This is a genomic window from Chloracidobacterium sp. D, from assembly GCF_018304685.1.
Taxonomy (GTDB): Bacteria; Acidobacteriota; Blastocatellia; order Chloracidobacteriales; family Chloracidobacteriaceae; genus Chloracidobacterium; species Chloracidobacterium thermophilum.
The window spans coordinates 2,447,089-2,463,771 of sequence record NZ_CP072634.1 but is presented as its reverse complement, the minus strand read 5'-3'; the positions used below and the strand labels follow the sequence as shown (position 1 = coordinate 2,463,771).

14 protein-coding genes and 1 tRNA gene are annotated in these 16,683 nt (G+C 63.8%); 9 read left to right on the top strand and 6 right to left on the bottom strand.

Annotated features, from left to right (window positions below):
- Nucleotides 1-24 precede the first annotated feature (24 nt).
- The 5 genes from J8C01_RS10440 (at nucleotide 25) to tsaB (ending at nucleotide 6,534) form a co-directional block, all read left to right on the top strand.
- A complete protein-coding gene (locus tag J8C01_RS10440) occupies nucleotides 25-2,211 on the top strand; it encodes a sodium-translocating pyrophosphatase (RefSeq protein WP_211431875.1) in 2,187 nt (728 codons plus the stop codon).
- Nucleotides 2,212-2,311: 100 nt separating this feature from the next.
- On the top strand, nucleotides 2,312-3,010 hold the full coding sequence (locus J8C01_RS10435; RefSeq protein WP_211431874.1) for a hypothetical protein: 699 nt from the start codon (nucleotides 2,312-2,314) through the stop codon (nucleotides 3,008-3,010).
- The gene (locus J8C01_RS10430; protein ID WP_211431873.1) at nucleotides 2,956-4,092 is read left to right on the top strand and encodes a hypothetical protein; all 1,137 of its coding nucleotides are present in this window, start codon (nucleotides 2,956-2,958) and stop codon (nucleotides 4,090-4,092) included. The genes J8C01_RS10435 and J8C01_RS10430 overlap by 55 nt, the downstream gene beginning before the upstream one ends.
- Before the next feature lie 151 nt (nucleotides 4,093-4,243).
- Entirely contained in the window at nucleotides 4,244-5,773 is a 1,530-nt protein-coding gene (gene gcvPB / locus J8C01_RS10425; RefSeq protein WP_014100585.1) for an aminomethyl-transferring glycine dehydrogenase subunit GcvPB, read from the top strand.
- Nucleotides 5,770-6,534, top strand: coding sequence for a tRNA (adenosine(37)-N6)-threonylcarbamoyltransferase complex dimerization subunit type 1 TsaB (tsaB, locus tag J8C01_RS10420; RefSeq protein WP_014100584.1), 765 nt, complete (start codon nucleotides 5,770-5,772; stop codon nucleotides 6,532-6,534). The genes gcvPB and tsaB overlap by 4 nt, the downstream gene beginning before the upstream one ends.
- 16 nt (nucleotides 6,535-6,550) lie before the next feature.
- On the opposite strand, the gene J8C01_RS10415 is transcribed toward tsaB, so the two are convergent.
- The 4 genes from J8C01_RS10415 to J8C01_RS10400 all read right to left on the bottom strand — a co-directional run bounded on the left by J8C01_RS10415 (nucleotide 6,551) and on the right by J8C01_RS10400 (nucleotide 11,551).
- Nucleotides 6,551-7,819 carry a tetratricopeptide repeat protein gene (locus J8C01_RS10415; RefSeq protein WP_211431872.1) on the bottom strand — a complete coding sequence of 423 codons (1,269 nt, stop codon included), beginning with the start codon at nucleotides 7,817-7,819 and terminating at the stop codon, nucleotides 6,551-6,553.
- Between the two features lie 7 nt (nucleotides 7,820-7,826).
- Nucleotides 7,827-8,621: an isoprenyl transferase gene (locus tag J8C01_RS10410; RefSeq protein ID WP_014100582.1), complete on the bottom strand. Its 795-nt coding sequence runs from the start codon at nucleotides 8,619-8,621 to the stop codon at nucleotides 7,827-7,829.
- Nucleotides 8,622-8,703: 82 nt separating this feature from the next.
- On the bottom strand, nucleotides 8,704-9,492 hold the full coding sequence (gene truA, locus J8C01_RS10405) for a tRNA pseudouridine(38-40) synthase TruA (protein ID WP_211431871.1): 789 nt from the start codon (nucleotides 9,490-9,492) through the stop codon (nucleotides 8,704-8,706).
- A 61-nt stretch (nucleotides 9,493-9,553) separates the two neighbouring features.
- Nucleotides 9,554-11,551 (bottom strand): bifunctional serine/threonine-protein kinase/formylglycine-generating enzyme family protein, encoded by a 1,998-nt coding sequence (locus tag J8C01_RS10400; RefSeq protein WP_211431870.1) that lies wholly within the window; start codon nucleotides 11,549-11,551, stop codon nucleotides 9,554-9,556.
- Nucleotides 11,552-11,715: 164 nt separating this feature from the next.
- Between J8C01_RS10400 and J8C01_RS10395 the strand changes: the two genes are divergently transcribed.
- Complete coding sequence (locus J8C01_RS10395; protein WP_211431869.1) at nucleotides 11,716-13,068, top strand: FAD-dependent oxidoreductase; 1,353 nt, start codon at nucleotides 11,716-11,718, stop codon at nucleotides 13,066-13,068.
- Nucleotides 13,069-13,077: 9 nt separating this feature from the next.
- Here J8C01_RS10395 and J8C01_RS10390 read toward each other — a convergent pair whose 3' ends face one another.
- Together J8C01_RS10390 and J8C01_RS10385 are read right to left on the bottom strand one after the other, a co-directional pair.
- Nucleotides 13,078-13,308 (bottom strand): AtpZ/AtpI family protein, encoded by a 231-nt coding sequence (locus tag J8C01_RS10390; RefSeq protein WP_014100578.1) that lies wholly within the window; start codon nucleotides 13,306-13,308, stop codon nucleotides 13,078-13,080.
- A 30-nt stretch (nucleotides 13,309-13,338) separates the two neighbouring features.
- Nucleotides 13,339-13,424 (bottom strand) — tRNA-Ser (locus J8C01_RS10385).
- A gap of 165 nt (nucleotides 13,425-13,589) precedes the next feature.
- Between J8C01_RS10385 and J8C01_RS10380 the strand changes: the two genes are divergently transcribed.
- The 3 genes from J8C01_RS10380 to J8C01_RS10370 are packed head-to-tail and all read left to right on the top strand — an operon-like array spanning nucleotide 13,590 to nucleotide 16,468.
- On the top strand, nucleotides 13,590-13,889 hold the full coding sequence (locus J8C01_RS10380) for a hypothetical protein (RefSeq protein WP_211431868.1): 300 nt from the start codon (nucleotides 13,590-13,592) through the stop codon (nucleotides 13,887-13,889).
- The gene (miaA, locus tag J8C01_RS10375) at nucleotides 13,886-14,881 is read left to right on the top strand and encodes a tRNA (adenosine(37)-N6)-dimethylallyltransferase MiaA (protein ID WP_211431867.1); all 996 of its coding nucleotides are present in this window, start codon (nucleotides 13,886-13,888) and stop codon (nucleotides 14,879-14,881) included. The genes J8C01_RS10380 and miaA overlap by 4 nt, the downstream gene beginning before the upstream one ends.
- Nucleotides 14,882-14,890: 9 nt before the next feature.
- Nucleotides 14,891-16,468 carry a phytoene desaturase family protein gene (locus J8C01_RS10370; RefSeq protein WP_211431866.1) on the top strand — a complete coding sequence of 526 codons (1,578 nt, stop codon included), beginning with the start codon at nucleotides 14,891-14,893 and terminating at the stop codon, nucleotides 16,466-16,468.
- Nucleotides 16,469-16,683 lie beyond the last annotated feature (215 nt).

Genomic DNA, 16,683 nt, shown 5'->3' with positions numbered 1-16,683 from the left:
CGTGCTCTGGGGGTTGGTCAATTTATGGAGTATGCCGTCATTTTTGGACTCATCATCCTCGCGCTGGGTTTTGCCGCCTTTCTGGCCCGGAACGTGCTGGCGCTCGATACCGGCACGGAAGGGATGCGGAAGATTTCCGACGCCATCAAGGAAGGGGCGGAAGCCTTTTTGCGGCGTCAAAACACAACGATTGCCTATCTGGCCGTGGCGCTGGCGGCGCTGATTTTCATCCTGTACGCCTTTGTCCGAACACCAGGCATGAATGACCCGGTGAAGGACCCGCGCACGCTGGCGTTTGTGACGGTGATTTCCTTCCTGTTGGGGGCTGCATGTTCGGTAGCGTCGGGCTACATCGGCATGTGGATTTCGATTCGGGCAAACATCCGTACGGCCTCGGCGGCCACGGCCTCGCTCAACGGCGCTTTGCAGGCGGCCCTGCGCGGGGGCGCCGTCGCCGGCCTGCTCGTCGTGGCGCTGTCGCTGCTGGGTGTTGCCGGTCTCTTTGCCATTGTCAGCCTGCTCAAGATTACGGAAATGAGCAAAATCCCGCTGCTGATTGCCGGTTATGGCTTTGGGGCGTCCTTTGTGGCGCTTTTTGCGCAGTTGGGCGGAGGTATCTACACCAAGGCCGCGGATGTGGGCGCGGACCTGGTGGGCAAGGTCGAAGCCGGGATTCCCGAAGATGACCCGCGCAATCCGGCGGTCATCGCCGATCTGGTGGGCGACAACGTGGGCGACTGTGCCGGTCGTGGCGCAGATTTGTTTGAATCCATGGCCGCAGAAAACATCGGCGCGCTCATTCTGGCGTCGTCCCTGCTGATGACCAACATCACGGCTTTTGAAAAGTCGCAGCAGCTTGGCGTGTTGCTCTACCCGCTGGTGGTGGGGGCGTTTGGACTGCTGGCTTCCATCGTCGGGGTGATGGTTGTGCGTACGGATGAGAAATCCGACCCGATGAAGGCGCTCAACCGGGGCTTTTACGTCACCTGCCTGCTGGCGACGGCCGGGTTTTTCGTGGCGTCGAAGTGGTTGCTGGCCAGCACTGCCGCACCCAATGCCTACCTGAGCTTCTTTGCCTGTGGCGTCGTGGGCATTCTGACCTCGCTGGCCTTTGTGTTCATCACGCAGTACTACACGGAGTATCGCTACCGTCCGGTGAAGTCCATTGCTGATGCCTCGCAGACGGGGCCGGCGACGAACGTCATCATGGGGATTGCCGTCGGGTTGGAGTCCACGGCGATTCCGGTCGTGGTGATTGCGATTGCCGTGCTGACTTCCTACTACCTGGGCATGAATTCGGGCTTTGCCAAGGCCGGGCTGTTCGGGACGGCCGCTGCCACGATGGGTATGCTGGGTACGGCCGGTTACATCCTGGCCATGGATACCTTTGGGCCCATCACCGACAACGCCGGCGGGATTGTTGAAATGTCGGAACAGCCGGATGAAGTGCGTGAAAAGACAGACCGCTTGGATGCCGTCGGCAACACCACGAAGGCGCTGACGAAGGGGTACGCCGTGGGTTCGGCGGCCCTGGCGGCCTTCCTGCTGTTTTCGGCCTACATGGATGAAGTCCGCAGCTACTGGCCGTTTACCTACGGCCCGACGCTGGAGCGGATTGACCTTGCCAAGCCGGAAGTCTTCATCGGCGGGATGGTGGGGGCCATGCTGGTGATGCTGTTTGCTTCGCTGGCGATCAAGGCCGTTGGAGCCGTAGCGCAGGATGTCATCACGGAAGTGCGGCGGCAGTTCAGGAGCAATCCGGGCATTATGAAAGGGACGAGCAAGCCGGATTACGGTCACTGCGTGGACATCGTGACGCGCGGCGCACTCAAGCAGATGGTGCTGCCGGGTGCGTTGGTCGTCCTGACGCCGATCATCGTGGGGATTGTGTTCCGTCAGGTGTATTTGTCCCAGGGGATGACCGCGAACAGCGCCACCGGCGCAGAAGTCGTCGGCGGATTGCTGCTTATCGGGACGATTGTGGGCATCCTGATGGCGTTGTTCCTGAACAACGGCGGCGGCGCGTGGGATAACGCCAAGAAGTACATCGAAACCGGCGCGCACGGCGGCAAACGGAGCGATGCCCACAAAGCCGCCGTGGTGGGCGACACGGTGGGCGATCCGTTCAAGGACACGGCAGGACCCTCCCTGCACGTGCTCATCAAGCTGCTGGCCACGATCACGCTGGTGATGGCGCCGTTGTTCATCTGACGGTCAGCGGGTTGCGGTCGGTGGTGGGCGGTGGGGCCAACCCTCCCTCGCTGCCGGCCACCGCCTTGTCGGGCTGAGGGTACAGTGTCACCATGCTGCCATGCCGCGTAAGTCCTGGTTGACCCTGCACCCGAAATCGCTGGCCGCCTGCCTCGTGCTGCTTGGTTTCACCGTCGGCCTGTTTGCCTGCACGGTACAGGCGCGTCGCCCCTGGTTTGGAAAGCTGAGCTTTGAGCATCACCAGTGGCTTACCGCCAACACGCTGCGGTTTGCCCGCGCCTGGCATGCCGAAGGCCCCTGGACACTGCGCTTTGCCCTTCTCAACGAACCCCGCTCCGTCGAGTTCCCAACCCTGCTGAGCCGCAACCCTTATGTGTCGTACCCACCGGGTTTCGTCCTGACCGCCTACGCCTACAGCCTCGTTAGTGAGGGGGCGCCAACGGTCAGCAGCCTCATGAGTTGGAATCTCATCAACCACGGCCTCATTGCCGTGGCGCTTGGCAGCCTGAGCCTGCTCATCCTCCGCCGGTTGGGCTTTGACCGGGGGACGGCCACCCTGCTGGCCGCCGTGCCGCCGACGCTGGAGCTGTTGCTGCCCGGCCCGCTCTACTGGCACCAGAACGTCTATTTCGCCGACCAGGCCGTACTGCTGCCCTACGTCCTGTTCATCCTGCTGGAAGCCATCCGTGACGCCTACCCTTCTGCCCGTACCAGCAGCAACTGGTGGCAGGCGTTGACGATGGCATGGGGCCTCGCTGTGACTGGCTGTTCGTGTGCCTCGTGGGCGTTGCCTATGTGAAACGGCTGGCCACCGGCGACATCCCTCTGCCGTGGTCAAATGTCAAAGCCTGGTGGTGGCGCAGTCTCTGGTTTGGTATGGGCGGGCTGCTGGCGCTGGGACTGTTTTTCGTCCAGCTTGCCTTTCTGGGGATGCTGCCGCGTCTGAAGGAGCGGTTTCTCGAACGCATTGGCGCAACGGATGTCAACGCCGATTTTACGGCGCGTTTCAACGCCATCTTCTGGGGGGAATACATCCCGGCGCAGTTTGGCGCTGCCGGCCCCGCGCTGGCTTTTGTGGCGCTGGCCGGCTGTCTGCTGCTGGGCGGCTGGTGGCGGCAGGCTGCCCGCAACCAGGCGCCGCTGCCCGGTGTGGTGTCCGGGGTGGCGTTGGCTGGCTGGACCATGGCGCTCATCACCGTGCCGTGCTTTTTGCAGGTCTATGCCCTGCGCAACCACTCGGCCATTCACGACTTCAGCGCCCTCAAATTCTCGCTGGTCATCGCCGTCGTGCCGTTTGTCCTGCTGCCGGTCACGCTCCTGACCGTCCTTGCGCCCCGGTGGTCAGCCTGTGCGCGCCGGCGGATGGGTGTTTCAACCATACTGCTGACGGCGGCACTGGCCTACATCCTTCCGGTTCACCTGGGTTTCCGGGCGCTCTTTCCAGAGCCGTCCCCCATCATCGAACCGCTGGGCAATGCCGTCCGGCAGGCTGTCACACCTTCTGACATTGTGTTTTCGCCGGATTTTGAAATCCCGACCGATCCGCCTCACCTGCTGGCACTGGCAGGCAAACGGGTCTATTACGCCCCGTCCCTCGCGGCAATTGCCGCCGATGTCTCCCGCTACCCCACGTCAGAGTACAACGTTGTGCTCCTGTTTTTACGCCCTCTGGATGCCAGTTGGGGACGTGAACTGTCTGGTGCCCAAGGGGTCATGATCTCCGGTCTCCTGCTGTACCGTTTTGATGCCAAGACCTTTGCCCGTTTGGCCCAACAGGCAGTGCCACGGCCGGAAGAGCCGCCGATGCCGGCGCGGTCGGGCGAGTACCGGTGGGATGTCGAAGGGTTTTTCCGCCTGTTTCCCCGCGTCCCCACACCCTGAAACGCCGGTCTTCGCCCCAACCGGACGCCAACCCGGCGACTGTCCGTGGTGGAAAAGCCCGGAAGCTTTCGGTTAGGATACTCACTCTGTGCCGCCCCCGCCGCGCAGACGATTTCAAAGTTCAAAGGTTCGCCCGAACATTCTGCTTCCAATGGCGCTTCCCACAACACCCCGCATCCAGAAAGCCCGTCCGCACATCAGCCAGAACGAAAACCTCATCTTTGAAAACTCCCGTCCCGGCAGCCGCGCCTACCACCTGCCGCCGAGCGACGTTCCCGAAGTAGCGCCCTCTGCACTGGTTCCGTCCCACCTGCTGCGGCAGGATGACCTCTCCGAGCTGCCTGAACTGACCGAGCCTGAAGTCGTCCGGCACTACACGCGGCTTTCGACCTGGAACTACGGCACGGATACCGGCATGTTTCCGCTCGGCTCGTGTACGATGAAGTACAACCCGAAAATCAACGAGTGGGCGGCGCGACTGCCCGGCTTTGCCCGGTCGCATCCCCTCGCCCCGGAAGCGACGGTTCGCGGCAATCTTCTGCTGATGAAGCAGCTCGAAGAAGCCCTTTGTGAAATCACGGGTCTGGCTGCGGTTTCCCTGCAACCCACGGCCGGCGCGCACGGCGAACTCACCGGCATGATGATGATTCGCGCAGCGCTGACCGCGCGCGGCGACGCCCGCCGGTACGTCCTCATTCCCGACGCCGCCCACGGCACCAACCCGGCCAGTGCCGTGATGTGCGGCTACAAGGTCATCACACTTATCTCCAGGAAGAACGGCCTGCTTGATTTGGCGGCGCTCGACAAAGCGATGACCGATGAAGTCGCCGGGCTGATGATCACCAACCCGAACACCCTGGGGCTGTTTGAAGAAGACATTGCCAAAGCCTGCGAACTCATCCACGCCCGTGGCGGCTTTGTCTATATGGACGGCGCGAACATGAACGCCCTGGTTGGCATTGCGCGCCCCGGCGACATGGGCGTGGATGTCATGCACCTGAACCTGCACAAGACCTTTTCCACGCCACACGGCGGCGGCGGCCCCGGATGCGGCCCCGTCGCCGTCAACCGTGAGCTGGAGCCATACCTGCCCTGTCCGACCCTGCGCCGGGTGGATGACCAGACCGTGGTGTTTGACAACGACCGCCCCCACTCGATTGGGCGCGTCAAGGCGTACTATGGCAACTTCGGCATGATGGTGCGCGCCTTGGCCTACATCCGCGCCATGGGAGCGGAAGGACTGCGGGCCGCCACGGAAACGGCCGTCCTCAATGCCAACTACATCAAGCATCATCTCCAGGACGACTACGAAGTGCCGTTTGATGGCCCTGTCCTCCACGAGGTCGTCTTCAATGACCGACGGCAGCAGGCGTATGGCGTACGCAACGGCGACATCGCCAAGCGGCTCATTGACTACGGCTTTCATCCGCCGACGATGTCGTTCCCCCTCGTTGCGCCGGGCGCGATTATGGTCGAGCCGACCGAAAGCGAGAGCCGCGCCGAACTCGATTTGTTCATCGCATCCATGCGCGCCATTGCCCAGGAATGCAGGGAAAACCCGGAAGTCGTCAAAACCGCGCCCCATCTGGCGCGACTGCGCCGGCTCGATGAAACCGCTGCGGCGCGGCAGCCCGTGCTGCGCTGGCGGCCGTCGCCGGCCGTCAAAGCGGCCGGTGCATGACGCCCGACACCCTGCCCCCGGATGCCCTACCTGTGGAGACCGCTGCTGGTGTGGTGCTGACGCCCGCGAACTGGTGGCTCATCGTGGATACGGCTTCGCCGCGCATGAGCCTGGCTCTTCTGCGCGGGCAGGAAATCCAGGCGCAATGGGGCGTCCGCAGCCTGCAACCCAGCGCCCACCAGGTGGTCGCTGACATTGCCTACCTGCTTGAACGCACGGGGGTGCGCCCGACGGATTTGACGGCGCTCGGCGCACTCATCGGTCCGGGAAGCTTCACCGGCATTCGCGTCGGACTGGCGGCCGTCAAGGGACTGGCGCAGCCGCTCGACTGCCCCATTGCCACGGCCACTACGCTGGAAGTTCTCGCCGATGCCGTCCTGCCGCTTCAGCAGCCAACGACGGTAGTGGTGCTCAATGTCTCCCACCGGCGCGAAGTCCACGGGCAGGCTTTTTCCGCCGGGCCCGATGCCGAACCCCGGCCCCTCACCGCTGCTCTGACTGGAGAAGTCCAAACCGTACTGGAGCAGCTTTTCCGCCACATTCCGAAAGACTGTCCACGGCTTCTGACCGGCGATGCCCTGGCGCTGCTCGACAATGGCGATGTGTCTGCTTTCGTGGGCGACCTGCCACGGATCGCGCCACCGCCCTGGCTGGCGCCCGTCGCGGCACCCCGGTTGGCGGCCCGGCTTGCCGCCGGTGTGACCTGTGATGCAAAGACTTTAACCGCCTGCTACGCGCGGGCTGCACTGCCCACCGGGTGAGGGGCGCCGCTGTCGCTCAAGTGACGGTTTCCGGGAGCGCCGACCGCCGCCGTTGCCAGTGCAGGCTGCAGGAAAGCCCAAGCCACACCAGCCCGGATGACCCCATCAGCGCCAGCCCGATGTCCTGCACATCCGGGAAGCGTGCGCCTGTCAAGCCGACGACCAGCCAGGCCATGAAAAAAATGCCGCCGGCCACGGTGCGCATCTGGCGGATATGGTGCAGCCAGGTGATGCGGCGCACTTCGGCGTCGAGGTAATCATCGTCCTGGCTCAACCGTTCGTAGTAGCGCGCCTCGTTCTGCGCCCGCCGCCGCAGGGCCGGGTCGCTGGTGCTGTGCGCTGCTGCATAGTAAAAGTGCGCCACCCGCGCCAATTGTCCGTCCCGGAAGGCCAACTCGGCCAGACCCGCATAGGCCCGGAAAAGCTGCCGGTCCAGCTCCAATGCCTTCCGAAAACACCGCTCGGCGCGCACAAAGTCAAACAGCTCGCAGTAGGCTTCGCCGATGCGCTCCAGCAGATGCGGCTCCTGCCGGGCCAACCGGGCGGCCAGCCGCAGGCAGGCCGCTGCGCGGAGTTGCCAGCGAGGATGCTCGGCCAGCGCAAAGCGGCGGAAAAAATAGCCCATTTCACACAGCAGATGCGGGTTGCCACGGTCGCGCCCATAAGCCTGCCGGAAGTAGCGCTGCGCCAGCCGCAGGCGGCCGGTCAGGGTGAAGTGGTTGGCCGTACGGCGGAGCAGCGCCGCCGGAAACTGCGCCAGATGCTGGTCATCCAAGGCGTCGGCTATTGCGGTCAGCGGGGGCGGCGCGCCGTATTGCAGCCAGGCACGGGAATGAAAGTCGAGCTTGGACTCATCCACAGCCGAAAACACGGCCGTCACGAACGGCGCGTACCCGGCCGTGTTCGAGAACAACACGGCTTCAAATCCGTTGCCGACGAGAATCGTCCGAAAGCGGTAGCGCGCCAGCGTCAGCGGCAGATGGACAACTTCGGTGATGCTCAACTCAAGCTGGGCAAGGGGCAGGGAAGTCGTCCCACCCAGCATCCGGGCCTGCCACCAGGCGTAGGGGCCGCGCCGCCGCAGGTGTGTTCCGTCAAAGACAAGCACTTCATAGCGCGCCAGCACGAGCAGCAGCGGAAAGGCAGCCAGGAGCGTCACTCCGGCGGCCGGCGCGCCAAGGCGAAACGCCACACTCGACAGCATCAACGCCAGGCCGGCGGCAAAGTAGTAGCGACCCTGTTCAGTCTGGATACGGTGGCAAGGTTGGGCGTTCAGGTCGGTCACACCTGCACTATGCCAGCGCCGACACCGGAACGCCAACGGTTTCAACGCCGCCAAACCGCCGCTGCCGGCGCTGATAGGCCACGAGGGCTTCGAGCAGGTGGGTGCGGTTGAAATCCGGCCACAGGGTATCGGTCACGAAGATTTCCGTGTAGGCCATCTGCCACAGCAGAAAGTTGCTCAGGCGCATTTCACCGCTGGTACGAATGAGCAGGTCGGGGTCGCTGTCCGTGTAGAGGTGGCGGGCGACATCGGCTTCGGTCAGCGTGTCGAGCGAGCGCCCCAGCCCCATAAACTCGCGTACCACACTGCGCAGGGCATCCACAATTTCGGCCCGACCGCCGTAGTTGAACGCGACGTTGAGCGTCATCCGCTGGTTGTGCGCCGTGGCGGATACAGCATAGTCCAAGGCCTTCCGAATCTCGGCCGACAAGCCTTCCAGCCGGCCGATGAACCGCAGGCGCACGCCATGGCGGTTCAGCAGCGGTACTTCACGCTCAAGGCACTGGTGCAGCAGGCGCATCAGCATTGTGACTTCAACCCGCGGCCGCCGCCAGTTCTCCGAAGAAAAGGCGTAGAGCGTCAGGGTGGGAATGCCCAGCCGGGCGCAGTTTTCCACCGTCGCCCGCACGGCTTCGACGCCGGCCGGGTGGCCGGCAATGCGGGCCTTGCCCTGCCGGTTCGCCCAGCGTCCGTTGCCATCCATGATGATGGCCACGTGTTTGGGCAGGCGGTTGGGGTCGAGTTGGCGCAGCAGAAAAGCGTCCGGCGAGCCGGGTTCAATGAGGGTTTCCAATTCGTGCATTCAGAACTTCGCTGGATGAAACCGACCGGTAAAGTACGGCGTCTGAACGCCGGTGCGGGTATGCAAAAAAGCGTTGCGAATACTAGTAATCAACCCGCATGAGCGTCAAGCCTTGGGCTGGCGCCGTGGCAGCAGCGGCAAACTCCTTTGCTCCACAAAGTATCCCGGCCACGGCCGTCGGCGGCAGCTTGCCCTGCCCCACGGCCAGCAGCGTGCCTACCATGCGCCGTACCTGATACCGCAGAAACCCGTCTCCGTAAAACGCCACGGCCAGCAGTTCCGGCGGGCTGAAGGAAGCATTGCCGGAGCCATCCTGGGCTGAGCCTCCCGGAGCGGAGACCCCATGCCACGTCACCCAGTGAATCGTACGCACCGTAGTCTGCACCGTCCGGTCGGCCACGCTGAAGGGCGCAAAGTCGTGGCGTCCGACAAAGTGCTGCGCCGCTTCCCGCATGGCTTCCCAGTCAAGTGGCTGGGGAACGTGCAGGCTGTAGCGCCGCCACCGCGTGCTTTCGACCCGTCCACACCAGAACGCATAGTGGTAGAGCTTGCCCCGCGCCGACTTCCGGGCGTGAAAATCAGCACCAACCACCTCAACCTGCCGCACCCGAATGTCCGGCGGAAGGTGGGCGTTGAGCGCCGCGCGCCAGGTTTCCGGGGCGCGCATCTGATGGACATCCGTATGGACAACCTGCCCCAGAGCATGGACTCCGGCATCCGTACGCCCGGCCGCGTGGAGTTGTGCTGGCTGGCCCAGCAGGGGTGTGAAAGCGGCCGCCAGCACCGCCTGAATGCTGCGGGCATTCGCCTGCGCCTGCCAGCCGGCGTACTCCGTGCCGTCGTACTCAACCGTCAGCTTCAGGCGCGGCATGACCGAGGTGGATGATGTGAGATGGTGTGAGATACGTAGGACGTGGAACCTGCCCACCGCGCTATGGTGTGGCGGCCGCCTTGGCTGGCGGAGCGTCCTTGGCGCAGCGGAAGCCCGTTGAAAGATCGCGGAACGTACGCTCATTCATCAGGCGGCGCGTCACCATCGTCTTGCGGGCGTCGTCGGCAAAGCAGCCACCACGAATGATCTTGAGCGGCTGGAACTGAGGTTTGATGACGGCCTGACTGCCGGGATAGAGGTCATAGCCGCTGTCCGTCCACTCCGCCACGTTGCCAGCCATATCCAGCAGACCGAAGGGGCTTTCGCCCGGAAAACTTCCCACCTGGCGGCGTTGGTCTTTGATTTGGCTGATGTCACGGCCGGCGTTGAGTTTTGTCGGATCAAACTCCATCCCCCACGGATAAAGCCGACGGTCAGTACCCCGCGCGGCATACTCCCATTCGACTTCCGTGGGCAAACGCTTGCCGGCCCATTTGGCAAAAGCCTGCGCGTCATCCCAACTGACCTCAGCAACGGGCAGTTTGGCCGTCCCTGGCGGAAAGGTTTTCTCGCCTTTCCAGTTGGGTGGCGGCGGGTGTCCGGTTTCCTGGACGAACCGGGCGTACTGCTCGTTGGTGACTTCCGTGCGGTCCATGAAGAACGGGGCGACCTGGCGTTCATGCTCCGGCTTTTCAAAGTCGTCAGCACTGGCGTTGTTGCCCATGATAAACGTCCCGCCGGGGATATAGACCATTCCCGGCGGCGCTGGGGGTGGTTTGGGAGAGTCCAAGTTTGTGGCTCCCTGCCCGGCTGTGGCTGCGCGCCGGGAAAGATACCACCCGCCGCCGGCGATCAGCCCGACCACCACCAGTCCCACCACGGCGGCAAAGGGAAGCCATAGCCTGGCGCCCACAGCCCGCTTGCCATCCACCGCGACATACGTCTTTGTTTCACCTCCCGGTTCAGAGGTGCTTTTGCGGTTCAAGCCTGTCGCCCGCTGGCTTTCCACGGTTGCCCGCTCGACAGCGATATTCGCCCCCGACAGCGCCAGCGTGCGATTGGTGGTTGGCGTTCCTTCAGTCACGTCAGTCGTGGGTGCTTTGCTTCCGCCCACCGTGCTGCGGCCGACGTGGCGCTGGGTTTTGAGCAAATTTGTCATTGAAGCCGTGCCAAGCTGCACACCGGCTTCCTGCAAGGCCTGTTCAAGTTCGCCGAGCAGGTGAAGAGCGGTCTCCGGCCGCTCATGAGGATGTTTGGCCAGGGTGCGCAGAATAAGGCGGTTGATGCCGGGCGGTATGGCAGGGTTGATGGTGATGGGCGGCGGCGGTGGTTGGGAGACATGCGCCATAAGCGTGGTCATGGCGCTTTCGTTCTGGAAGGGGACGCGCCCGGTGAACAGCTCATACAGGATGACCCCCAGGCTGTAGATGTCCGAGCGCGCATCCAACTCAAGACCCTGGCACTGCTCCGGCGACATGTAATCGGGCGTCCCGATGACCGTCCCGGAAGCCGTCAGGGTGTTTTTGTCCTGACGCTTGAGTTTGGCAATGCCAAAGTCGAGCACCTTGACATCCTTGATATTCCGCTCCTCATCGAGCAGCAGAAAAATGTTGTCGGGTTTGACATCCCGGTGAACAATGCCCTTGAGATGCGCCGCATGCAGGGCCGAACACACACAGGAATAGATGAAGTGGATGTCTTCCATCGGCAGCGCATGCGTTTCCCGCAGTCGTTCTCCCAGCGATTCGCCTTCGAGGTATTCCATGACGAAGTACACCAGGTTGGAGTCCTTCGTCACACCGAAGTCCGTGACGCTGACCGCATTGGGATGGCGAATCTGAGCGGCGGCCTGCGCCTCGCGCCGGAAACGCGCGACGGCTTTTTCATCCTCGCCAAACTGGGCGTGCAGCACCTTGACGGCAAACGGCGTCCCAATCTCGACGTGGATGGCGCGATAGACCTGCCCCATGCCGCCTTCGCCGATTTTTTTCTCGATGCGGTATTTGCCATCAATGAGCAGCGGAATGAGACCCTTGCCGTCCACCGGGCAAAAGGTCACATTGTCTGCGTATTGTTGCCCACATGCTGGACACTGTTTCATTGTGGTCTGCCTGGTTGCCTGGGCGTGCGTCACTTGTGCTTGAAAGCTGTGGTGCGGCCAGGCTTGATTGTTGGAAACCCCACCCCGAATGTCAAACCTCTTTGTAAGCCTGTCTTCACACGATGTCTGACGAACTGATGGTTGCGCCCAGTTTCACGGTGTGCGGTGCCGGACTGGCTGGAACGCTGGCGGCGCTCTACCTTGCCCGCCAGGGCAACCGCGTCACCCTCTATGAACGCCTGCCGGATATGCGGACGCATTCCGTACCGCGCGGCCGTTCCATCAATCTGGCGCTGTCGCGGCGGGGGCTGCATGCCCTTGAAGCCCTTGGCCTCGCTCCGGTCATCCATCCGCTGACCATCCCCATGCGCGGGCGCATGATCCACAGCCCGCAGGGGGAGCTGACGTTCCAGCCCTACGGCCGCACACCGGAAGAAACCATCTTCTCCATTTCGCGTCACCAGTTGAATTGCGCCCTGCTCGATGCCGCTGCCCACTGGCCCAACCTGGAAATCCACTTCCAGTCGCGTTGCGTGGGGCTGAACCTTTCTTCCATGACGCTGGAGATTGAAGACACCCGCACGCGCACTGTCCGTCAGGTAAGCGCCCGGACGGTCGTTGGCGCTGATGGGGCTTTTTCGGCCATCCGCCAGGCGCTTCAGCGCACCGACCGCTATGACTACGCCCAGACGTTTCTCCCGCACGGCTACAAGGAACTGACCATCCCGGCCTTGCCTGGCGGCCAGCATGCGCTGGAGAAAAACTACCTGCACATCTGGCCCCGCCAGGACTTCATGCTCATTGCGCTGCCCAATCTGGATGGCTCGTTTACCTGCACGCTGTTTCTGGCATACGAAGGCGCGGAAAGCTTTGCCAGCCTGACCGATGAAGATGCCATCCGGCGCTTTTTCGATCGCCACTTCCCCGATGTCACGCCCCTGATGCCGACGCTGGTGGAAGACTTCCAGCACAACCCGACCGGCTCGATGGTGACCATCCGCTGCTTTCCCTGGCAGTACGCCGGGCGCGTCGTGCTCATCGGCGATGCAGCCCATGCCGTCGTGCCGTTTTACGGGCAGGGCATGAACGCCTCGTTTGAAGACTGCTTTGTGCTGGATGAATGCCTCCGCCGGCACAACGGCGACACCAGCGCAGCCTTTCTGGACTACCAGCAGCAGCGCAAGGCCAACACCGATGCCCTGGCCGAACTCGCCTACGAAAACTACCTGGAAATGCGCGCCAAGGTGGCCTCGCCGTGGTTTCTGATGCGGCGGCGTCTCGAATACGCCCTCTCGAACCTGCTGGGCGACCGGTTTCTGCCGCTCTACACAATGGTGTCATTTACGCGCATTCCCTACGCTGAAGCCCGCGCGCGCGCTGCCCGTCAGGACCGCTGGCTGGATGCGGCGCTGGCCACGCTGGCGCTGCTGGTGCTGCTGGCGCTGCTGTGGTGGCTCTGGCCGGCAGGACGCTGAGCGGGCGACTTACCGGAGCTGCTCCCACAGGCGGTAGAGCAGCCGGGCGCTGCTGACCAGCCCGGCGATCCCAAGCAGAAAGAACCACAGCGGTGCCGTCTGAAGCTGGCGGTCCAGCCAGTAGCCCACCAGAAACGAACCCAGGATGGTCATCGGCAGCCCCAGCGCCAGCCCGGCCGCCGTGAGCATCCGGGCCCGCTGGGCTGCTTCGTCGTTGTCCGAATTCTGGGGCGACGGCATCCGTGCGGCGAATGCAGATTAGGAGGGAGGTGGCGGAGGGCATGGGACTCGAACCCACATGTCCTTTCGGACGCCGGTTTTCAAGACCGGTGCATTAGCCATTCTGCCAACCCTCCGCAGAAAACCCGTGACCAATGCAGCCCGACTATAGCCCGGCGGCGCCACGCCGACAAGATTGCGCTACAATCCGCACCTGCCGCCGCACGGCTGCCGTCACAGATGGCCCTATGACTTCTGCCTTGGGGCGGCCTGATGTCCGTTGCAAGCGAGGATTACGCGCCATGGCGCAGCGTCAGCATTTTGAGTACCAAATCGGCGATGAAGTCTCCTTTGCCGCCGGGCATGGGATGCAGTACGGCGAGGTCGTCCGCATCATCACCCCCGGCCCCGACGGCGCTATCGAAATCCAGTGGGAGGATGGCCGGCGCGAAGTCAAAAAAACCCGTGACCGTGCCATTCACCTTGTCCGGCGCGCTTCCGGTATCAGTGAAGTGGATGAACGGCGCGGCCAACGCCGGCGCAGCACCGACGATGAAATTGCCGAAGTGCGGCGCGGTGACATACGCCGCCGCCACGGATGACCCCGCGCCCCATTCCGGTCATCGTCGGGCCGACCTGCTCCGGGAAAAGTGACCTGGGGCTGGCTGTGGCCCGGGCGCTGGACGGAGAAATCATCAACCTCGATTCCATTCAGGTCTATCGCGGCCTGGACGTGGCCACAGCCAAGGTGCCGCCAGCGCTGCGCGCGCTTGTGCCGCACCACCTGATTGATGTTGCTGACCCGGCCGAGCACTACACCGCCGGCCGTTACGCCCGCGAAGCCACGGCCTGTCTGGCTGACATCGAAGCCCGTGGGCGCACGGCCGTGTTTGTCGGCGGCACGGGTCTCTACTTCGACGCCCTGCGCGGCCGCCTCTTTGCCGAAGACAACCCGACCGACTTGCGTCTGCGCGCCCGTCTGCATGCCATCCGCGCCCGCCACGGCGCACCGTGGCTGCACCGCATGCTCCGGCGGCTCGACCCGGCGACGGCGGCGCGCCTGCAACCCAACGACTGGTCGCGCACCATGCGGGCGCTGGAGTTTTTCCTGTGCACGCGCACGCCTCTGTCGCAACGGCAACGGCAGCTTGCGCCACCACCGCCCTTTGTGGCGCGTATGCGGCTGCTGGTGCTGTCGCCGCCGCGCGCCGAACTCTATGCCCGCATCAATGCCCGCGTCGAAGCCATGGTCGCTGCCGGTCTGCTCGATGAAATCCGCCGGCTGCTGGCGGCCGGCGTCCCGCCCGATGCCGAAGCCTTCCAGGCGCATGGCTACCGGCGGTTCATCGAGTACCTGCGGGGTGAGCGTACCTACGCCTCAGCCGTCGAGCAGATGAAAACCGACACCCGCCACTATGCCAAACGCCAGCTTTCCTGGTGGCGACGCGAGCCGGAGGCCCACTGGCTGGCCGGCTTTGGCAGCGACCCGGAAGTGCAGCGGCAGGCGCTGGAGCTGTTACGTGCGCCGGCGCCAGTGCGTCCGGGGACTCAACTGGCAGGTGAGCTTCCCACGAGTGCATCGCCCTCCCTATGATGCCTGGTGATGCGTCCCTTAGCCGAAACAACCTTCGATGTGGTGGTCATTGGTGCTGGCGTGGCCGGTTTGACGGCTGCCCTGTTACTCCAGCACGACGGCTACCGGACGCTGCTGCTCGAAGCCCACGACAAGGCTGGCGGCTGCGCCGGGTACTTTTTCCACAAGGGCTACAACTTCGATGTGGGCGCAACGGTGCTGATGGGGCTCGACCCGGCTGGTCTCCACACGCAGGTGTTCAACCGGCTTGGATGGCCGCTGCCCGAAAGCACCCTCATCAAACAGGTGGATGTTCACCTGCCCGACCGCTGTGTTCACATCGCGCACAACCCTGAAATTTGGGCGCATGAGCGCGTGGTGCGCTTTGCCCGGACGCCCGAAGAGGCGGAGCGGCTGCGCGCCTTCTGGCAGCTTGTGGACCGGACGGCCGACACGCTCTGGACGGCGACGGCCAAACTGCCGGTGCTGCCGCTGCGCCACTGGCGTGATGTCGTCGCCAACCTGCGTCTGGTTTCGCCGGATTTTCTCCGCGCAGCGCCCTACCTGTTTTCGACCGTGGAAGACGTGCTGCGGCGCTACCGGCTGGCTGACCATGCCCCGCTGCGGGCTTTTCTTGACGGGCTGCTGCTCATCACGGTGCAGGAAACAGCGGCGCGGGCGCCTTTTCTGAACGGCGCGGCCGGGCTGGACATTTACCGCCACGGCATCCGGCGCGCGCGCGGCGGCATGAAGAGCTTTATCAAGGCGCATGTGGCAGCGTTCCGTGAGCTGGGCGGCGTACTTCGGCTGCGCCAGCGGGTGACGCGCATCACTCCGGCTGCGGGTGGCGGCTACACGGTGGAGACTGACCGGGGGCTGACCGTGCATGCGCCGCGGGTGGTGGCCAACCTGCCCATCTGGAACGTGTCGTCGCTGGTGGCGGCGGATGTGTCGCGCCGGCTGAAGCGTCCTCTGAACAAGGCTGGCGTGGGCTGGGGGGCATTTACGCTCTATCTGGGCGTCCGGGCGGAGGTCATTCCCGACGATACGCCGCTCAATCACCAGGTACTTTTGGAGTACGGCGCGCCCTTGGACGACGGCAACAGCGCCTTTCTCAGTTTGAGCGAAGTGGATGATCGCGCCAGCGCCCCGCCAGGTCGCCGGACACTGAATCTTTCCACGCACACGGAAGTATCCCCGTGGTGGGAGTTGTCGCCGGAAGACTATGCAGCGCGGCGGGCGGCCGTGGTGGAGCGGCTGCTGACGGCAGCGGAGCGGGTGTTTCCGAATCTTCGGGAAGGCATCGAGTGTGCGTTGCCGGGAACGCCCCGCACCTTTGCGCGCTACACGGGCCGCGCGCAGGGCATGGTCGGCGGTCTGCGGACAACCCTGTGGAACAGCAACCTGTTCGGGATTGGTTCACGTGATGTGGGCCTGCCCGACTTCTGGCTGGTGGGCGACACGGTGTTTCCAGGGCAGGGAACACCGGCCTGTGCGCTTTCCGGCATCAATGCCTGGCGCGACATTGGAATGCGGGTGTCCCGCCCGCAAGCCTGGGAGCGCGGGCGTCCCGCCCGCATGAAACAAATGGCGTTCAACCGTTATTGACGCGACGGGCCTGGGAGCGCGGGCATCTTGCCCGCATCCCAATTTCAACCGTCGCTGACGCGACGGGAACCGATATGGGGTCCTCGCGATCCGTGGGTTGAAACCCACGGCTAAATTCAATCGTCGCTACGCGACGGGGGGGCATTGGGGCGTCCGTGATCCGTGGGTTGAAACCCGTACCCCGGCGTTGAAACGCCGGGCTAAATTCAACCGTC